Genomic DNA, 16988 nt, shown 5'->3' with positions numbered 1-16988 from the left:
GAGCGCCGACATGACCGACCGTCGTACATTCCTCAAGCAGGCCGGGGTACTTGCCGCCAGTCTGCCGCTAGGCACCAGCCTGCTGCCAGCCGCCCAGGCGGCCCCTACCGCGCAGCTAAACGGCCCGGACAAATGGCGAAACCTGCGTCAACTGTTCCCGCTGGACCCGAATGTGGCCCACTTCGCCAACTTCCTGGTCACCGCCCACCCCAGGCCGGTACAGGAGGCCATCGATCGGTTTCGTGCCGAAGTCGATCTCAATCCCGCCGAGCAGATGGACTGGGAAAGCCAGAACGAGTGGAAGCGTGAAGGCGAAGTGCGCAACTGGGCGGCCCGTTATCTGGAGGTCAAGCCCCGCCAGATCGCCCTTACCGGCAGTACCACCGAAGGGCTGGGCATGATCTACGGTGGCTTGCAGGTGGGCCCCGGGCAAGAGATCCTGACCACCGAGCACGAGCATTACTCCACGCATAAATGCCTGGCCTTCCGCCACCAGCGCCAGGGCACGTCCGTGCGCAAACTGCGCCTGTTCGAGCAGCCCTGGCAGGTGTCCACCGACCAGGTGCTGAGCACAATCGACCAGAATATCCGCCCCAACACCCGCGTGCTCGGCATGACCTGGGTGCACTCGGGCAGCGGGGTCAAGTTGCCGGTGGGCGAGATCGGCGCTCTGGTGCGCCGCCACAATCGCGAACGCAGCGAGCAGGACCGCATCCTGTATGTGATCGACGGCGTGCACGGGTTCGGCGTGGACAACCAGCGCTTCGACGACTTCAACTGCGACTATTTCATCGCTGGTACCCACAAGTGGATGTTCGGTCCGCGGGGTACGGGAATCATCTGCGCCGCCTCGGAAAAAATGCAGCATCTGGTGCCCACCTTCGCGACCTTCTCCGAGGATGAGGACTTCGCCACCATCATGACCCCCGGGGGCTACCACGCCTTCGAGCATCGATGGGCACTGGGCAAGGCCTTCGAACTGCACCTGCAACTGGGCAAGGCGCAGGTGCAGGCACGCATCCACCAGCTCAACACCGCGCTCAAACAGCGCCTGCTCGAACACAAGGCGATCGAGCTGGTGACACCGTTGAGCACCGAGTACTCCGCCGGGTTTACTTTCCTGCGCATCAAGGACCACGACGCCCGCGCCGTGGCCGCCCATCTGGTACGCAACCGCGTGATGGTCGATGCCGTCTCCCGCGATGCCGGGCCGGTGATCCGCTTCGCACCCGGCCTGCTCAACGACGAACAGCAGATCGATCGGGCCATGGCCCTGCTGACCCAATACCTCTGACAGAGCCCGTTTCCAGCCCTGCCGCCGGGCGGCAGGGCTCCCTGAAGCAGGGTCAGCGGTAAATTCCAAGCCTCACAGCTCGTTCTATCGGAGTACCTGAGCAGGATCAGGGGCGCAAAAAACTGGCGCCCCACCTCGACCACACACGGGAGCCGCACCCATGAACCAGCCCTCAACATCCGAAACAATCCACGACCTGATCGGCGTCGGCTTCGGCCCCTCCAACCTGGCCCTGGCCATCGCCCTGGAAGAACTCGCCCAGACCACCGGCCATGCCCTCGATGCGCTGTTCATCGACAAGCAGAGCGACTACCGCTGGCACGGCAACACCCTGGCCACCCAGAGCGAACTGCAGATTTCCTTCCTCAAGGACCTGGTGTCCCTGCGCAACCCCACCAGCCCCTACAGCTTCGTCAACTACCTGCACCAGAAGAAGCGCCTGGCCGACTTCATCAACCTGGGCACCTTCTACCCCTGCCGCCTGGAGTACAACGACTACCTGCGCTGGGCCGCCGAGCACTTCGCCACCCAGGCGGTGTATGGCGAGGAGATCCTGCGCGTGGAACCTGAACTGCTGGACGGGCGTATCGACCACCTGCGCGTGATCTCCCGCAGCGCCCAGGGCCATGAACGCCTGCGCCGGGCACGCTCGGTGGTGGTGGGCAGTGGGGGCACGCCGAAGATCCCGCCGGTATTCGCGCCCTTCAAGGACGATCCGCGCGTGTTCCACCACTCCCAGTACCTGAACAGCCTGGAACAACTGCCGTGCACCCAGGGCAAGCCCATGCGCATCGCGATCATCGGCTCGGGGCAAAGCGCCGCCGAGGCCCTGATCGACCTGAACGACAGCTACCCGTCGGTCAAGGCCGACATGATCCTGCGCGGCTCGGCACTCAAGCCGGCCGATGACAGCCCGTTCGTCAACGAGGTCTTCACCCCCGACTACACCGACCTGGTGTTCAACCAGCCCCAGGCCGAGCGTGCCAAGCTGATCTCCGAGTACCACAACACCAACTACTCGGTAGTGGACATCGACCTGATCGAACGCATCTACGGCATGCTCTACCGTCAGAAAGTCGCCCATCAGTACCGTCACGCCGTTCTGTGCCGACGCAACATCGAGGCCGCCGTCAGCACCGACAAGGGCATCGAGCTGACCCTGCGCGACCTGGCCACCGGTATCCAGCAGACCCACGTGTACGACGCGGTGATTCTTGCCACCGGCTATGAGCGCCGCTCCCATCGCGAGCTGCTGGCGCCGCTGCAACAGCACCTCAAGGACTTCGAAGTGGACCGCGACTATCGCGTGCTGGCCAGCCCGGAGCTCAACGCGGCGGTCTACCTGCAGGGCTTCTGCGAAGCGTCACACGGCCTGAGCGATACCCTGCTGTCGGTACTGCCGGTGCGCGCAGCCGAGATCGGCCAGTCGCTGTACCAGAGCCTGGGCCAGCGCGCCAGCAACGCCCGCGCCAGCGCGACCCTGGCCAGCGCCTGAACCTGCCCCGTGCTATCAGCGCTGCATGCAGCGCCGATAGCGCTCATCCACCCGTTTGGCAAACCATGCCGTGGTCAGCTTTCGGGTGATCTTGGGGCTCTTGAGTTCGATGCCTGGCAACTGTGCCCGCGGCAACGGCTTGCCCGCAGCCGCCTCGGCCAGTGCATACACCCGCTGATACAGCCGCGTGCGCTCGAATGCCAGGCTGTCCCCCTCCTCCAGCTGACTGCGAATGGTCGGGTTGCGCAGGCCGAGCCTGTCACCCAGGCGCCGTACCGCCTGTTCGGTGGCCCCCGGAAAAATCGCCCCTGGCGCGATCAGGTCGCCGTCCAGCGCCAGTTCCACGCCCGACGCCTGGCTGACCGCATGCTGGAACGCCGCGTTGCGGCTTGCGTACCAGCCTGCATTGAAGTCGGCAAACCGATACAGCGGCTGCTCGTAGCTGGCTGGGTAACCCAGCAGATGGGCGATGCCGAAGTACAGCCCGCCGCGCCGAGTGAACACTTCCTGGCGCAGGGTGCCGCTGTAGGCATAGGGGTAGTCCTGGGCGTGGCGTTCGGCGAACGCGATGCTGACCTGCATCGGCCCCCCGGTGCGCACCGGGTTCAGGTCGCCGAGCAAGGTACGCCCAAGCGGCAGCGAACCGATCAGGTCGTCGAACAGTGCACTCAGTTGCTTCTCGCTGCGCACCGCCGCCAGTCGCTGGCTGTAGGTTCTGCCATCGGGCGAGTGGGTTTGCAGCGCGGCCTCCACCAGCCGCTGCGGTACATGCAGACGCGCCGCACGCCGGTCGATCTCGGCGCGGGCAATGCGCCCCAGGCCGGGCACTTGCGGGTCGGCCTGGTAGGTCGACTCCTGCTCGGTCACCGCCAGCACCGCGCACAGGTTGCTGCGGCTGGGGTCGAGCTTCTGTGCGGCAAACGCCGTTTGAATGTCCGCCGCCCACCCTTCACGGTCGCCAGTGGCGGCTGGCATCAGTGCAACCACCGTGGCGCGCACCTGGGCCGGCGTGGCCTGTTGCGCCCCACGCTGGCCGGCGCACCCCTGCAACAGCAGCGCCAGCGTGGCCAGCACCATCCATCCGCGTAAAGGCATACAGCCCCCGGCTATCGGTCGAGGGCCCCACAGTACACAGCCGGGGCCGGCCCGTGCAAACCGTCAGCAGCCCGGCTTGGTCAACTCGGTGCCGATGGTGACCGCATTGACCTTGACCTTGTCGAAGCTGGCCTGCGCCACTTCATCGAAGGTGCGCTCGCAGTTGAAGCGGGTGTCCACCACAAAGTCGTCACCCTTGGCCTTCTGCATGGCCTCGCTCCAGTGACCGGCCGCCGCGCTGGCCTCATCATCCACCAGCACCACCTCCAGCAGCACTTCGGTAAACCCCACTGCCCGCGGTCCTTGCCAGAGCGCGTACACCGACGGGTCGGCGGCATTGCCGCACATGCTCAGGCAACTGGCGTAGAACTCCAGCCCGCCTCCCGAAGACCTGGCCATTGCACCGAACGTCAGGGGCTGCGCGGCCGGCGGCGCAAAGTCGCCGATGAACGTGCTCAGGTCTGCCTTGCAGGTGGGCGAGAGCTCCATGCGCAGCTCGCTGACCGTGCCGCCGCCGGCCGTGGCGGTGATTTCGCAGCCTTGCACCTTGTAAGTATGGGTGTCGCCGAACGAGGTACGCGCAACACCGGCTACCGACTCGAAGAAACGCAGGTTGGTGCCCAGCATCTCGCCATTGAACACCTGGGCCACCGTGGCCTGGGCCAGGGCCAGATTCGGCAGAGCGCTGAGGGTGAGTGCGCAGCAGAAGCCAGACAGTGCACGTGAACGCATCGGAACATCCTGTAAGGGCAGAAAATGAAGCGCGTACTGTAATCCAGGCTAACGGCAAATAGCCATCAAGCTCGCCCATCAGCCCAGCACGATGTAGTCGCTGCGCTGCACCAGCGGGGCATGCTCGCCTGCAATCAGGCGCACGTATCGGCCACCGAGCTGGTCGATGGCGATACAGTCATCCACGTCCATCACTGCATCGGTGTGCGCCTGGCTCCAGTGACGTGCCATGCGTTGCTTGCCGATGGCCTTGGCCTGGGCCTTGCTGGTGGCCACCACCAACAGGTACTGGTGCGCCTCGCCGAACGCACCGGGCTCATAGCCGCCCAGGTTGATGAAATACAGACGTGGCTCGCCGGCAGCCGGCTGCATGTCCGACCAGTGCAGCTTGTAGCCGTCGACCCCGTCAACCTCCAGCCAGGAATCGATGTGCACGCCCCTGGCGCTGCCGAACCATTGCTCGCGCAGTTGCGGGTAGGCCGCTTCGAGGGTCGGGGCCACCACGAACACCACATCGTGCACTTCGATGCGGGCCCGGGGGTGTTTGCCCCCCAGCATCACCACGAACAACATGATCCGCCCACCCTCAAGGTTGCTCGCCGACCAGGAAGGTCTTGCTGATGTGGCGAAATTTCTCGTGGCCGGCGCTGCCCAGCAGCTCGAACACCACCATCTCGCGGGTCACGATCTGCGCGCCGGCATCACGCATGCGCTGCAGGCCGGCGCTCTTGCTGAGCAGGCTGCGGCTGTCGCAGGCGTCCTCCACCACGAACACCTGCCTGCCCAACGCCAGCAGGCCGAGCACTGTCTGCAGCACGCACACGTGGGTTTCCATGCCGCACACAATCACCTGGTGGCGGGCCAGCAGGCTGGCGGGCAGGCAATCGGCAGCCACGCAGGAAAAGTGCACCTTTTCCACCACCTCGGCAGCGGGCGCCGCCTCGAGCAGCGCACCGACGGTGTGCCCGAGGCCCTTGGGATATTGTTCGGAAATCACCGTGGGCAACCCCAGTTCGGCCGTCGCCGCCAGCAACCAGCGGGTGCGGGCCAGCGTGCCGGCAGGGTCGCTGACCGCGCCGATGAGTTTTTCCTGAACGTCGATGACCAGCAGCGTGGCCTGGGTAGGGTCGATCAGCATTGCGTGCGCTCCATGGCGGGCGCCGGGGCGATGGGTGTCACCGCCAGGCGGTTTGCGGACAGAAACCCGGGCAGCGCGATGGCTGCCCGGGCCCGGTCGGATGCTACCACGCGAGGCTCATGCGGTCAGGCGGTGCGGCTCCAGGGCCTGGCTGAGCACGCCCAGCACCTGCTCTTCATGCTCATGGATGAAGAAGTGCCCGCCGGGGAAGAGCGCCAGCGAGAAATCACCCTGGCTCTCCTGACGCCAGGCCAGCAACTGTTCCTGGGTCGCGCGATCCTCCTCGCCCCCCAGCACATGCAGCGGGCAACGCAGTGCCGGGCGCTGCCGATAGGCGTAGCGTCCGCACAACAGAAAGTCTGCGCGCAACACCGGCAGGGTCAGGCTCATCAGTTCCTCATTGCCCAGCACTTCCTCCGAAGTACCGCCCAGGGTGCGCAACTCTTCGATCAGTTGCGGGTCGCTCTTGGGTTCGCGCCAGCTTTCGTCGTCGTAGCCTTCACGACGGGTCGGCGCCGCCGTGCCGCTGGCAAACAACGCCACCGGTGGCGGGCAGCCCAGCGCCTGCAGCTCGTGCACCAGCTCGAACGCCAGCAGCGCCCCCAGGCTGTGCCCCAGCACCGCGTAGGGCTGGTGGGCGACAAGGCTCTGTTCGGCGGCCAGTTGCCGGGCCAGGGCCTGCATGTCGGTGTACAACGGCTCGCCAAGGCGTGCACCCCGCCCTGGCAGCTCCACCGGGCGCACGTTCAACCAGGCGGGCACCTTGCGCCGCCAGCGGCTGAAGACCATGGCGCTGGCACCCGAGTACGGCAGGCACAACAGGGTCAGTGACGACACGTGCCGCCCCTCACTGCGCCGCAGCGGTTTCGGCCATCTTCTGGCGCAGGCTCAGCGGGCGCATATCGGTCCATACCTCATCGATGTACGCCAGGCACTCAGCCTTCAAACCGCTCTTGCCGACGGTGCGCCAGCCGTTGGGGATAGCCTTGTAGTCCGGCCAGATGGAGTACTGTTCCTCGTGGTTGACCACAACCTGGAACACGATATCGTCGCGATCGAATACGGAAGTCATTGCCTGTCTCCTTGGTTGAATGAGGCTCGTGGCGCGGGAGGCGTACGGGCGCTACTGGAGGAGACGAAGCGGCGTGCGGATAAATTAGCGACGCTGGGAAAATCCCGCGGCACCTGCCGGCGCTAGCAGTTGAAGGTCAGGTTGTAATGCACCGAGCGGTGGTCCGATGCCCCCGGCGCAGAGACGTTCCCCGGCGCCGGCACCTGCGAGGTGCCATTGGTCACCGCATAGTCCAGCATGTTGCTCGGCGCCACGCTGGGGTGGGTACTGCCGCCCGCCAGCTCGATACGGGCGATGTCTTCGGGCGACACCCAGTTGCCACGCGTCGGCACCGGGGGAGTGGTCGGTCGCGGATCGCGGTTGAAATCCCCCAGCAGCGCGAACGGCGTATCGGTGTGCCAGCTGATCTCCCTCAACATGCGCGCGGCGTTGACGCCCCCGCCGGAAATGGCATGCAGGTTGAAGATCGCCAGCTCCGGCGTGTTGCCCGCCAGCGCTCGTCGCCTCACACGCACCCCCATGGCCGGGCGGTAAAGGGGCGGGCCCGCCACCGGCAATTGCCCGTCCGAGATGATGGCCAGTTGGCTGACCATGAACTCGCCGGGGTCAGGCATCACGATCGCCAGGTTCACCCGCAACCGCTGCACATCGAGGAAGTAGATCAGGTAGCGCTCGGGCCGGCTGCGGGTGCCGGCCTGCCAGCTGTAGACATGGATGTCGTGGTGACTGCCGAACTGGTCGGCCACCCGTTCGGTGCGGCTGAACACCGCAGAATGCGGGGCAACGCCGACCTCCTGCAGAACCACCACATCGTTGCTGCGCAGCAGCGGCAGGACCCCGGTCAACCATTTGCTCTCGGTGCTGACCGATGCGCCCTGCAGGTTCCAGGTGGCCACCCGTATCGGCACCTCAGTGCGCGCGCTGCGACCTATTTCGATCTGTGCCGAGGGCCCTGCAGTGTTCAATCGGCTGTGGTAGTAATCACGAATGCGCCCATGCAGGCGAATGTGCGCATGCCACGGGCCGAAGATGGCCATGACCCCGTGCTGGAGCATGCGCAAGGGGTCGCCAGGATCCAGCAGGTGTGGCCCCTGTACGCTCCTTAGGCCATTCATGACCAGGGCATGGTGCACACGGTAGAGCCCGATCATCACGCCATGACGATACAGCCCTGGCGAGGCCTGAAGATGCTGCAGCACCGTGGTGTCGCTGTACCAGCGGCGCAACAGGGTGGTCATGCATGCCCCATAGCCGGCCTGTGCCTCATGGTTGCTGCTGCGTATCAGGCGTGCCGAAACGATGTAGTTCAGGTAGACCAGGGTATGCACGCAGTCCCGGGGCCTGGCGGCGGCGAGCAGCGCCACCGCGTCCATGAACACCACATCGACCTGCTCTTCGAACGCAACGGCCGGCATGTCGGGCACCAGGTTGTTGTCGATGTACAGGCCAATGACACGGTCAACGGGCATGGGAACACCTCCACCGGGTCAGGCCTTCTGGAACAGCGCAAACAGCTCGCCATCGAGCACGCCCAGCCCCACCCGCTCGGTAGCGGCCAGGTTGCTGCTGACCGTTGCCGGGCTGAGGGCATTGCCGTCATAGGCGTATTGATAGAGCGCGCGACCGTCGGCATTGGCAATGCTGCGGGTGAAGGCGAGTTTGAGCAGCCCCGCGTGAACCGTCACACCCGGCATGAACGGGTAGGCCTGCTCGATGAACACCCGTGGCTCGGTCCAGGCCTGCTTGCCGTCGTACTTCACCAACAGGGTCCGACCATCGCCATCCTTGTAGAACAGGTGGATCAGGCCCTGGTAGACAATGGCGATCGGGTCGTCGGGGGTGGTCACCGCTACCCCCCTGGCCCTGAGCACCGGGCCATTGCCCCAGTTTTCCAGGTCTTCGCTGCTCAGGCACTCGATCTGCCTCGTGTGGCCGTGCCGATAGAAGGCGTGCAACCGCCCTTGAAACTCCACCAGCGACGGCGAGCCGTGCATGGGCTGACTCAACGTCATGGGCTCGAACCCCATGAGCGTGTCGTTGTAGGAGGCCAGGGTGTATTCACCCTGGTCATCGCTTCGAAACGCATGGACCTTGTCCTTGAACACAAAAAGCGCCAGTGACCTGCTCGGGGTCACCATCAGTGGCAGCACCGCCGGCGTCGTCCATACGTCGATGCCACTCACTTTCGCGACGAATTCGGCCACGTTGCCGTCGGCGTTGTAGGCGCAATAGAGCACGCCCCGGTGTACGACTACCCGGCAACCGCCAGCCACAGGCTGCGACTCGGTAGGGAAAGCACGGTTGAAGATGCCGTGCATGTTGGCTGCGTAACAAAGTTGCATCGCCTGCTCCAGAGGTACAAAGAGCCCCCAGTAGAACAGCGCAGCCCGGCCGGATCAGCCGGGCAAAGCCCAGCGTGTACGTGAGAAACCGGAAGTTGCACGGGCCCGGGCGTGACCTGCCGGGCTGGCAGCAGGCGCACATCGCTGTGCGATTGTTCGGGCCAGATGCACAACACGGGGTTCGCACCGGCGCAGCGCAGGCGTATCGTATGCACTCGAATCCTGATAGGTAACACGGAGTTTCCCCATGCTTGGCGTAACGGACTACGGTGCCTTCGTGATTGCCTTCCTGGTGCTGCTGGCGATCCCGGGGCCGGGCAATTTCGCGCTGATCACTGCCACCGGCAAGGGCGGCATCAAAGGCGGCCTGGGCGCCACCTTCGGCGTCATCCTGGGTGACCAGGTGCTGTTGTGGCTGGCCGTGGCCGGTGTGGCAGCGCTGCTCACCACCTACCCGGCAGCGTTCCATACCGTGCAATGGCTGGGTGCAGCGTACCTGGCCTACCTGGGCCTGCGCATGGCCCTGGCCAAACCCGGCAGCACGCCGGTACGGCCGATGAAGTCCAAGCACTACCTGCGCCAGACCATGATGATCACCCTGCTCAACCCCAAGGCGATCATGTTCTACATGGCGTTCTTTCCGCTGTTCGTCGACCCGGTCCGGCACCAGGGCTTCGTGACGTTCGGCTTCATGGCGGTGACCATTGCCGTGCTGACCTTCCTGTATGGCCTGGTGGCCGTGCTGCTGACCCACAACCTGGCCGCCCGCCTGCGCGCCAACCCCAAGGTCTCGAACCTGCTCGAACGCCTGGCCGGCATGTGCCTGGTGGGCTTCAGCATCAAGTTGGCGGTACTGCGCTAAACCCCTGGCGCAGGTCTACTACACTTGCCTGACCTTGAAGCGGCGCGGCAAGTGAGACGACATGAAGCGACTGACACAATTGATCGGCGGCGCCCTGCTGGCACTGGGCGCAGCCTCCCAGAGCCTGGCGGCGCCCGCTGCGGCCCCCATCCACTTTGGCGACATCACCTGGGAAAGCGGCAGCCTGACCACGCAACTGCTGCGCTTTATCGTCGAGAAAGGCTACGGCTACCCCACCGACACCCTGCCCGGCAGCACCGTGAGCATGGAGGTGGCGCTGGCGCGCAACGACATCCAGGTGATCGCCGAGGAGTGGGCTGGCCGCAGCCCGGCCTGGACCAGGGCCGAGCAGGCCGGCCAGGTGTTCAGCATCGGTGACACGGTCAAGGGCGCCGACGAAGGCTGGTACGTGCCCGCCTACGTGATCAAGGGCGATGAACAGCGCGGCCTCAAGGCACTGGCCCCGGACTTGCGTTCCGTCCAGGACCTCAAGCGCCATGCCCCACTGTTCAAGGACCCCGAGTCACCCGACAAGGGCCGTTTTCTCAACAGCCCCAGCGGCTGGACCTCCGAGACCGTCAACAGCCAGAAGCTCAAGGCCTACGGGCTGGACGGGCAGTACGTGAACTTTCGCAGCGGCTCGGGCGCGGCGCTGGACGCCGAAATCACCTCCGCCATCCGCCGTGGCAAGCCGGTGCTGTTCTACTACTGGTCGCCCACCCCGCTGATGGGCCGCTACGAGCTGGTGCGCCTTGAAGAGCCGCCATTCGACGCCCAGGCCTGGGCCACCCTCACCGACCCCAGCAACCCCGAGCCCAAAGGCACCCGCTCGCTGCCGGCCAGGCTGTCGATCGGCGTATCGGCGCCGTTTCGCCAGCAATACCCGGAGCTGGTGGCATTCTTCGCCAAGGTCGATCTGCCGATCGCCACCCTCAACAGCGCCCTGGCAACGATGAGCGAGCAGCGCCAGGCACCGGACGCTGCAGCGCAGGCCTTTCTCAAGGCGAACCCGAGCATCTGGAAGGCCTGGCTGCCCGCCGAGGTGGCGACCAGGGTCGAGTCGGCCCTGTGAGTACGGGCTTTCCCGAGGCGCTGCACGTTTCGTTCGCAGACAGCGTCAATCGCTTCGTCGACTGGCTGGTGCTGGCCTACGGCGACCAGCTTCGGGCGGTCTCGGACGGCCTGCTGCAACTGCTGGTAGGGTTGGAAAACCTGCTGCGCGCCACGCCGTGGTGGTTGCTGCTGGCGCTGGTGGCACTGCTGACCTGGCACGCCACGCGCAGTGTGCGGCGGGCGCTGCTGCTGAGCGGCCTGCTGTTTCTGATCGGGGTGGTCGGCCTGTGGGACAAGCTGCTGCAGACCTGCGCGCTGGTGCTGGTGAGTACCGGCCTGTGCCTCCTGATCGGCATTCCGTTCGGCATCTTGCTGGCGAGCCGGCCACTGGCGCGCCGGTTGCTGATGCCGGTGCTGGACGTGATGCAGACCCTGCCCAGTTTCGTGTACCTGATCCCGGTGCTGATGCTGTTCGGGCTGGGCAAGGTGCCGGCGATCTTCGCCACCCTGGTGTATGCCCTGCCGCCGCTGGTACGCCTCACCGAACTGGGCCTGTCGCAGGTGGACCCGTCGCTGACCCAGGCCGCTCAGGGGCTGGGCGCCAACCGGTGTCAGCGCTTGCGCCGGGTGGCATTGCCGTTGGCGCTGCCGAGCATCCTGGCCGGCCTGAACCAGTCGGTGATGATGGCGCTGTCGATGGTGGTGGTGGCCTCGATGATCGGCGCGCGCGGCCTGGGTGAGGACGTGCTGGCCGGTATCCAGACACTGAACGTGGGCAAGGGGGTCGAAGCAGGGCTGGCCATCGTTGCGCTGGCGATCGTGATCGACCGCATCACCCAGGCGTATGGCAAGCCGCGGTGAAGCCTTCCTGGTGCAACAGCGTTGACCTGCACCGCCCTTTCAAAGTACTCGTTGCCGGATAGACCAAAGGGGCCGTTCAGCCCGCGCGCGCTAAACGCAACTCGTCTACGCTGCTCAAAAGCCTGCCGGCACACTGAAAGGGAGTTCGAGCGTGCGAGCCTACCGTATCCTGTCCGCCGCAACACTGTGCCTGGTCAGTGCATCGGCCAGCGCTTTCCAACTGTCACCCTACGGCAAGGTGAACAATGGTGCCTACACTCGTGTCTTCAGCGAGGCGGTACACGAAAACCTGACCCTGGCATCGATCAGGCAGGCAGCGATTCCCGATGCCCTTAAAGCGGATCAGAACTTCATCGAAAGCCTCATCGCGGGCGCACGCTGGAACGATGATCCGCTGGGTTTCATGAAGACGGGTGTACCAGTGGATTTCTACCTGTCGTTCAAAGACTCGTGCAAGCGTTCAACACAGATCAATCCCACCTGGGACCTCATGTATCGCACCCACTGCGGCGACATGCAGTACCTTCACGCCATGGCCTCAAGCGCTCTGGAAACCACGACACAAACACGCGCCAGAATCATGATGTGGGCCGAATTCACATTCCGTGTTTCCACCGGAGAAATCCCCAAGAACCGCTACTTTCGCAGCGTGCCGCAACTGATGAGCCCTGAAGGTGGCGAGCAGTTCAGCCAGTCGCTCACCCACAGCAACACCCGACGGCTGCTATGGCAGCCCGAAGACCTTTTCAGCAGGAACTGCACGCGTATGCCCGCACTCAAGGCAATGCTGCGAGGACACGGCTGGACAGAGTCGCGCTGTGACGATTCGCACAATGAGCATGCTGCCAGCACCATCCAGAACCTGGCGTTGGGCTCGTTGCTGCACCTGCTGCAGGACTCCTTCTCCGACAGCCATGTACGGCGCTTCCCCCTGCATGATGAGCACGTCTCTCGGCTGGCAGGGGTGCAGGGCGTCGAACAGTTCGGCAACTATGCCAAACAGGACTCGAGCCGCCACAAGGTGGCAGACAGGCTGCCGGAAACGGCCAATGACGCCCAGCCACTTGATCTGAAGCACCTCAGTGCACAGCTGATCGCACTCTCGGTAACAGGGCGAGACGGTACGGGCGCCGCGCAATGGGAGCAAGCCAGGCCGCTACTCGAACACGCCTTCGATATCAGCCGGGCACAACCCGTCTCGGGCGCGATAGGCTATGAAAAACTCGACCGGTAATGGCACTGGAGGGCCTTTACCGACTGCCGCTATCCCCTTAGACTACAGGCCTTTTCCCGCATCTCGAGGTATTCGTCCAATGCGCCATTGATGCCACCGTCGTTTCAGACGGCCCGTCTTCAGCCCCTTCACCGGGGGAAGCACCAGGCATCCTTGGAGGTTCGCATGACGAACACGTCATCCCTGACGCTGGACAGCGTCACCTATGCACTGCCAGACGGCAGGCTGCTGTTTTCCAACCTCACCGAACGTTTCGACCAGCGCCGCACCGGCCTGGTGGGGCGCAACGGCGTGGGCAAATCCATACTCGCACGCCTGATGGCCGGTCAGCTCGAGCCCAGCGATGGCCGCTGCCTGCGCCAGGGGCGCGTGCACTACCTCGCTCAACAGCCGATCACCTCCCGCACCACGGTCGCCGACCTGGCCCAGGTACGCCAGGTGATAGAAGCGCTCCAACGCATCGAGGCTGGCAGTACCGCCGCGAGCGACTTCGAGACTGTCGGCGAACGCTGGAACATACGCGAGCAACTGCACAGCCACCTGGCCCGCGAGCAGCTCGGCATGCTGCGCTGGGATCGCCCCGCCGAAACGCTGAGCGGCGGCCAGGCCATGCGCGTGGCACTGCTGGGTGCGTTTCTCGGCAACGCCGACTACCTGATTCTCGACGAGCCCACCAACCACCTGGACGCCCCCAGCCGCGCCGCCCTGATGATCATGCTCGAACGCTGGAACAAGGGGCTGCTGGTCATCAGCCACGACCGCACGCTGCTCGCCAGCATGCAGCGCATCGTCGAGCTGTCGCCCTCGGGCCTGCACAGCTACGGGGGCGACTACAGCGCATTCACCGCTTGCAAGGCCCGCGACACCGAACTGGCCGAGCGCAATCTCGAGCGTCTGAAGCTCGAACGCCAGCGCCAGGCCCGCAACCTGCAGCGTCAACACGAGCGCCTCGAACGCCACCAGGCCAGGGCCGGCCACGAGGCCAGGCACAGCAACCAGGCGAAGATCCTGCTCGACCGTCAACAGCAACGCAGCGAGGCCACCGCAGGCAGGCAGCAGCGCAACCACCTGGCCACGCGCCAGGCCATGGACGGCCAGGTGCGTGAAGCCGCTCAACGCCTGGACCCACAGCAGCCAGTGGTACTGCACGCGCCGGCACGTCAGTTGCCGCCAGGCAGCCAGATCGCCTGGCTGCGTGACCTTGAGCTACCCCACATCGAGCATCCGCACGCGCTCGACCTGGTGCTGTACGTCGGCCAGCGCCTTGCCCTCACCGGCGCCAACGGCAGCGGCAAATCCACGTTGCTCAAGGTGCTGGCCGGGCAACTGCCGCCTAGAAAGGGTGAATGCGAGACCCGCGCCAGCGTGGCGTACCTGGACCAGCAGTGCAGCCTGCTCGACCCGAGCGTATGCGTGCTGGAGCATGTGCGCGAGGCGTGCCGTGAACTCGACCAGAGCAGCGTGCGCACCCGATTGGCACAACTGGGCCTGGATGCAGACCGCATCACCCTGCCCAGCGGCCTGCTCAGTGGCGGCGAACGGCTCAAGGCAGCGCTGGCCGCGGTACTCTACAGCGACCAGCCAGCGCAACTGCTGTTGCTCGACGAACCCAGCAACCACCTCGACCTGCCATCGTTGCAGGCCCTGGAACAGATGCTCTGCCAGTATCAGGGGACCCTGCTGGTGGCGTCCCATGACCTGGTGTTCCTGCAACACCTGCAGTTGCAGGGGCAGCTGTGCATGCCGCAATCAGAACTGCACGGCTTCGGTGACGCACAAGGTGGCAAAGCCACTGCCCAGGGTGAGGTTGTGATGGGCGACGATGGCCTCGGCGCCTAGGCCGGGGGTATCCATGCAGGTGTGCGCGTCGCTGACCAGTACCGGGCGCACGCCCAGCTCGGCAGCAACGCGGCAATTGGTATCGACGCAGTACTGGGTTTTCATGCCGACCACCACCAGCTCTTCAACGCCCGCCTGCTGCAGCCACTCACGCAGCGGCGTGTTCCAGAAGGCACTGGGCCGGAACTTGTCGAACACGCGGTCGTATTGCTCGTCTACCTCCAGCGCCGGGAGCAGTTGCCAGGGTGTGCTGCCGGCCTCGATCGGCGAACCCTGCGGGCCGGTGTGGCGCGCGACGAATATCGGCGCCCGGGCCGCCCGTGCGGTGCCGATCAGGCGGTTGATGTTGGCCAGTATCCGCTCGCCCTGCCAGGGCTGTTCGGGTCCATGGAACAGGCCGACCTGCATATCCAGAATCAGTAACGCGCGCCGTACGGGCATGGTGTCTCTCCTTAAGATGCCAGCCGGACGCGCCAACCAAAAGGCCCCGTCCATTGCTGGCGGGGCCTTGGGTGACCTGCTGCGTTCGCTTTACACAGCCACCCATCGCCCGCCGATGGCGGTCGTGGTGGTGCGGGTCGAGGTCAACAGGTCGATATTCATGTCACGCACAATGCTCCACGAGCCCTGCGTCGGTCAAGCCCATGGCGGCGCGACGACTCACGCTCGGTCACGCCGGACCTGAAGCGATGGCGGCCGGGCACCGGCGCAATCGGCATCTGCCCGTTTCCGATCTGCACGGGATGTATTATCGTGGCTGCTTGCGCAATATGCGTGGCCTGACCATACAGGCATTTGCCAACCGATCGAGGGTGCCATGAGTAACGAGAGCATTAACTGGGACAAGCTGGGCTTTGACTACATCAAGACCGACAAGCGCTACCTTTCCTACTTCCGTGATGGCGAGTGGGACAAGGGCACCCTGACCGAAGACAACGTACTGCACATCAGCGAAGGCTCCACCGCGCTGCACTACGGCCAGCAATGCTTCGAAGGCATGAAGGCCTACCGCTGCAAGGATGGCTCGATCAACCTGTTCCGCCCCGACCAGAACGCCCTGCGCATGCAGCGCAGCTGCGATCGCCTGCTGATGCCGCGGGTGCCGACCGAACAGTTCATCGAGGCCTGCAAGCAGGTGGTCCAGGCCAACGAACGCTTCGTACCGCCGCACGGCAAGGGTGCCCTGTACCTGCGTCCGTTCGTGATCGGCGTGGGTGACAACATCGGCGTACGCACCGCGCCGGAGTTCATCTTCTCGATCTTCGCCATCCCGGTTGGCTCGTACTTCAAGGGCGGCATGACCCCGCACAAGTTCCTGATCTCCGATTTCGACCGTGCCGCGCCCCAGGGCACCGGCGCCGCCAAGGTCGGTGGCAACTACGCAGCCAGCCTGCAACCAGGCTATGAGGCCAAGAAGGCCGGCTTTGCCGACTGCATCTACCTCGACCCGCTGACCCACAGCAAGATCGAGGAAGTGGGTTCGGCCAACTTCTTCGGCATCACCGCCAACAACGAGTTCGTGACCCCGAAATCCGCCTCGGTGCTGCCGGGCATCACCCGCCTGTCGCTGATGCAACTGGCCGAATCGCGCCTGGGCCTGAAGGTGATCGAGGGCGACGTGCTGATCAACCAGCTGGACCGCTTCATCGAAGCCGGTGCCTGCGGCACCGCTGCGGTGATCACCCCGATCGGCGGCATCCAGTACAACGGCAAGCTGCACGTGTTCCACAGCGAGACCGAAGTCGGTCCGGTGACCCAGAAGCTCTACGCCGAGCTGACCGGTATCCAGAGCGGTGACGTCGAAGCGCCGGCGGGCTGGATCGTCAAGGTCGCCTGAATGCATCGCGGGTCAAGCCCGCTCCCACAGGTTCATCGCAACCCTGTGGGAGCGGGCTCGACCCGTGACTGGCTGCGCAGCAGCCCTTTTTCAAGATGAATTTTTCTTTAACCCGGGCACCGCCTATTCTTTGG

17 protein-coding genes are annotated in these 16988 nt (G+C 64.9%); 8 read left to right on the top strand and 9 right to left on the bottom strand.

All coding sequences use genetic code 11. From position 1 onward, the window contains the following. The first annotated feature begins 10 nt into the window (after window positions 1-10). Entirely contained in the window at window positions 11-1294 is a 1284-nt protein-coding gene (pvdN, locus tag KH389_RS09830) for a pyoverdine-tailoring periplasmic protein PvdN (RefSeq protein WP_213607274.1), read from the top strand. Between the two features lie 160 nt (window positions 1295-1454). Continuing rightward, window positions 1455-2789, top strand: a complete 1335-nt coding sequence (locus tag KH389_RS09825) for a lysine N(6)-hydroxylase/L-ornithine N(5)-oxygenase family protein (RefSeq protein WP_213607273.1) — start codon at window positions 1455-1457, stop codon at window positions 2787-2789. A 15-nt stretch (window positions 2790-2804) separates the two neighbouring features. Here the strand turns inward: KH389_RS09825 and KH389_RS09820 are convergent, their stop codons facing one another. From KH389_RS09820 to KH389_RS09785, 8 genes are all read right to left on the bottom strand, one after another. Beyond that, window positions 2805-3884 (bottom strand): DUF1615 domain-containing protein, encoded by a 1080-nt coding sequence (locus KH389_RS09820; protein WP_104572291.1) that lies wholly within the window; start codon window positions 3882-3884, stop codon window positions 2805-2807. A gap of 63 nt (window positions 3885-3947) precedes the next feature. After that, entirely contained in the window at window positions 3948-4616 is a 669-nt protein-coding gene (locus KH389_RS09815) for a hypothetical protein (protein ID WP_196932967.1), read from the bottom strand. Window positions 4617-4694: 78 nt separating this feature from the next. Continuing rightward, window positions 4695-5189: a DUF1543 domain-containing protein gene (locus KH389_RS09810; protein WP_043863045.1), complete on the bottom strand. Its 495-nt coding sequence runs from the start codon at window positions 5187-5189 to the stop codon at window positions 4695-4697. A 13-nt stretch (window positions 5190-5202) separates the two neighbouring features. Then, window positions 5203-5754 carry a hydrolase gene (locus KH389_RS09805; RefSeq protein ID WP_088515689.1) on the bottom strand — a complete coding sequence of 184 codons (552 nt, stop codon included), beginning with the start codon at window positions 5752-5754 and terminating at the stop codon, window positions 5203-5205. A 117-nt stretch (window positions 5755-5871) separates the two neighbouring features. Beyond that, window positions 5872-6591 carry a thioesterase II family protein gene (locus KH389_RS09800; protein WP_043863047.1) on the bottom strand — a complete coding sequence of 240 codons (720 nt, stop codon included), beginning with the start codon at window positions 6589-6591 and terminating at the stop codon, window positions 5872-5874. 10 nt (window positions 6592-6601) lie between these two features. After that, window positions 6602-6826 (bottom strand): MbtH family protein, encoded by a 225-nt coding sequence (locus tag KH389_RS09795; protein WP_043863048.1) that lies wholly within the window; start codon window positions 6824-6826, stop codon window positions 6602-6604. 122 nt (window positions 6827-6948) lie between these two features. Then, window positions 6949-8295 (bottom strand): endonuclease/exonuclease/phosphatase family protein, encoded by a 1347-nt coding sequence (locus KH389_RS09790; RefSeq protein ID WP_054915704.1) that lies wholly within the window; start codon window positions 8293-8295, stop codon window positions 6949-6951. Between the two features lie 18 nt (window positions 8296-8313). Next, window positions 8314-9168 (bottom strand): glycoside hydrolase family protein, encoded by an 855-nt coding sequence (locus KH389_RS09785; RefSeq protein WP_078480494.1) that lies wholly within the window; start codon window positions 9166-9168, stop codon window positions 8314-8316. Between the two features lie 247 nt (window positions 9169-9415). Here KH389_RS09785 and KH389_RS09780 point away from each other — a divergent pair, with 247 nt between their 5' ends. From KH389_RS09780 to KH389_RS09760, 5 genes are all read left to right on the top strand, one after another. Next, entirely contained in the window at window positions 9416-10030 is a 615-nt protein-coding gene (locus KH389_RS09780) for a LysE family transporter (protein ID WP_043863051.1), read from the top strand. A gap of 61 nt (window positions 10031-10091) precedes the next feature. Then, entirely contained in the window at window positions 10092-11102 is a 1011-nt protein-coding gene (locus KH389_RS09775) for an ABC transporter substrate-binding protein (protein WP_213607272.1), read from the top strand. Continuing rightward, window positions 11099-11944, top strand: a complete 846-nt coding sequence (locus tag KH389_RS09770; protein ID WP_213607271.1) for an ABC transporter permease — start codon at window positions 11099-11101, stop codon at window positions 11942-11944. The genes KH389_RS09775 and KH389_RS09770 overlap by 4 nt, the downstream gene beginning before the upstream one ends. Window positions 11945-12095: 151 nt before the next feature. Then, window positions 12096-13178 (top strand): hypothetical protein, encoded by a 1083-nt coding sequence (locus KH389_RS09765; RefSeq protein ID WP_104572286.1) that lies wholly within the window; start codon window positions 12096-12098, stop codon window positions 13176-13178. 165 nt (window positions 13179-13343) lie between these two features. Continuing rightward, window positions 13344-15017 carry an ABC-F family ATP-binding cassette domain-containing protein gene (locus KH389_RS09760; protein WP_213607270.1) on the top strand — a complete coding sequence of 558 codons (1674 nt, stop codon included), beginning with the start codon at window positions 13344-13346 and terminating at the stop codon, window positions 15015-15017. On the opposite strand, the gene KH389_RS09755 is transcribed toward KH389_RS09760, so the two are convergent. Then, the gene (locus tag KH389_RS09755) at window positions 14928-15458 is read right to left on the bottom strand and encodes a cysteine hydrolase family protein (RefSeq protein ID WP_043863055.1); all 531 of its coding nucleotides are present in this window, start codon (window positions 15456-15458) and stop codon (window positions 14928-14930) included. The two genes, KH389_RS09760 and KH389_RS09755, sit on opposite strands and share 90 nt — an antisense overlap. Before the next feature lie 376 nt (window positions 15459-15834). Here KH389_RS09755 and KH389_RS09750 point away from each other — a divergent pair, with 376 nt between their 5' ends. Beyond that, window positions 15835-16854, top strand: a complete 1020-nt coding sequence (locus KH389_RS09750) for a branched-chain amino acid aminotransferase (protein ID WP_043863056.1) — start codon at window positions 15835-15837, stop codon at window positions 16852-16854. Window positions 16855-16988: the final 134 nt, after the last annotated feature.

Origin of the sequence: Pseudomonas qingdaonensis (assembly GCF_018398475.1) — a bacterium.
Classification (GTDB): domain Bacteria; phylum Pseudomonadota; class Gammaproteobacteria; order Pseudomonadales; family Pseudomonadaceae; genus Aquipseudomonas; species Aquipseudomonas palmensis.
This window is presented reverse-complemented; position numbering and strand designations above follow the sequence as displayed.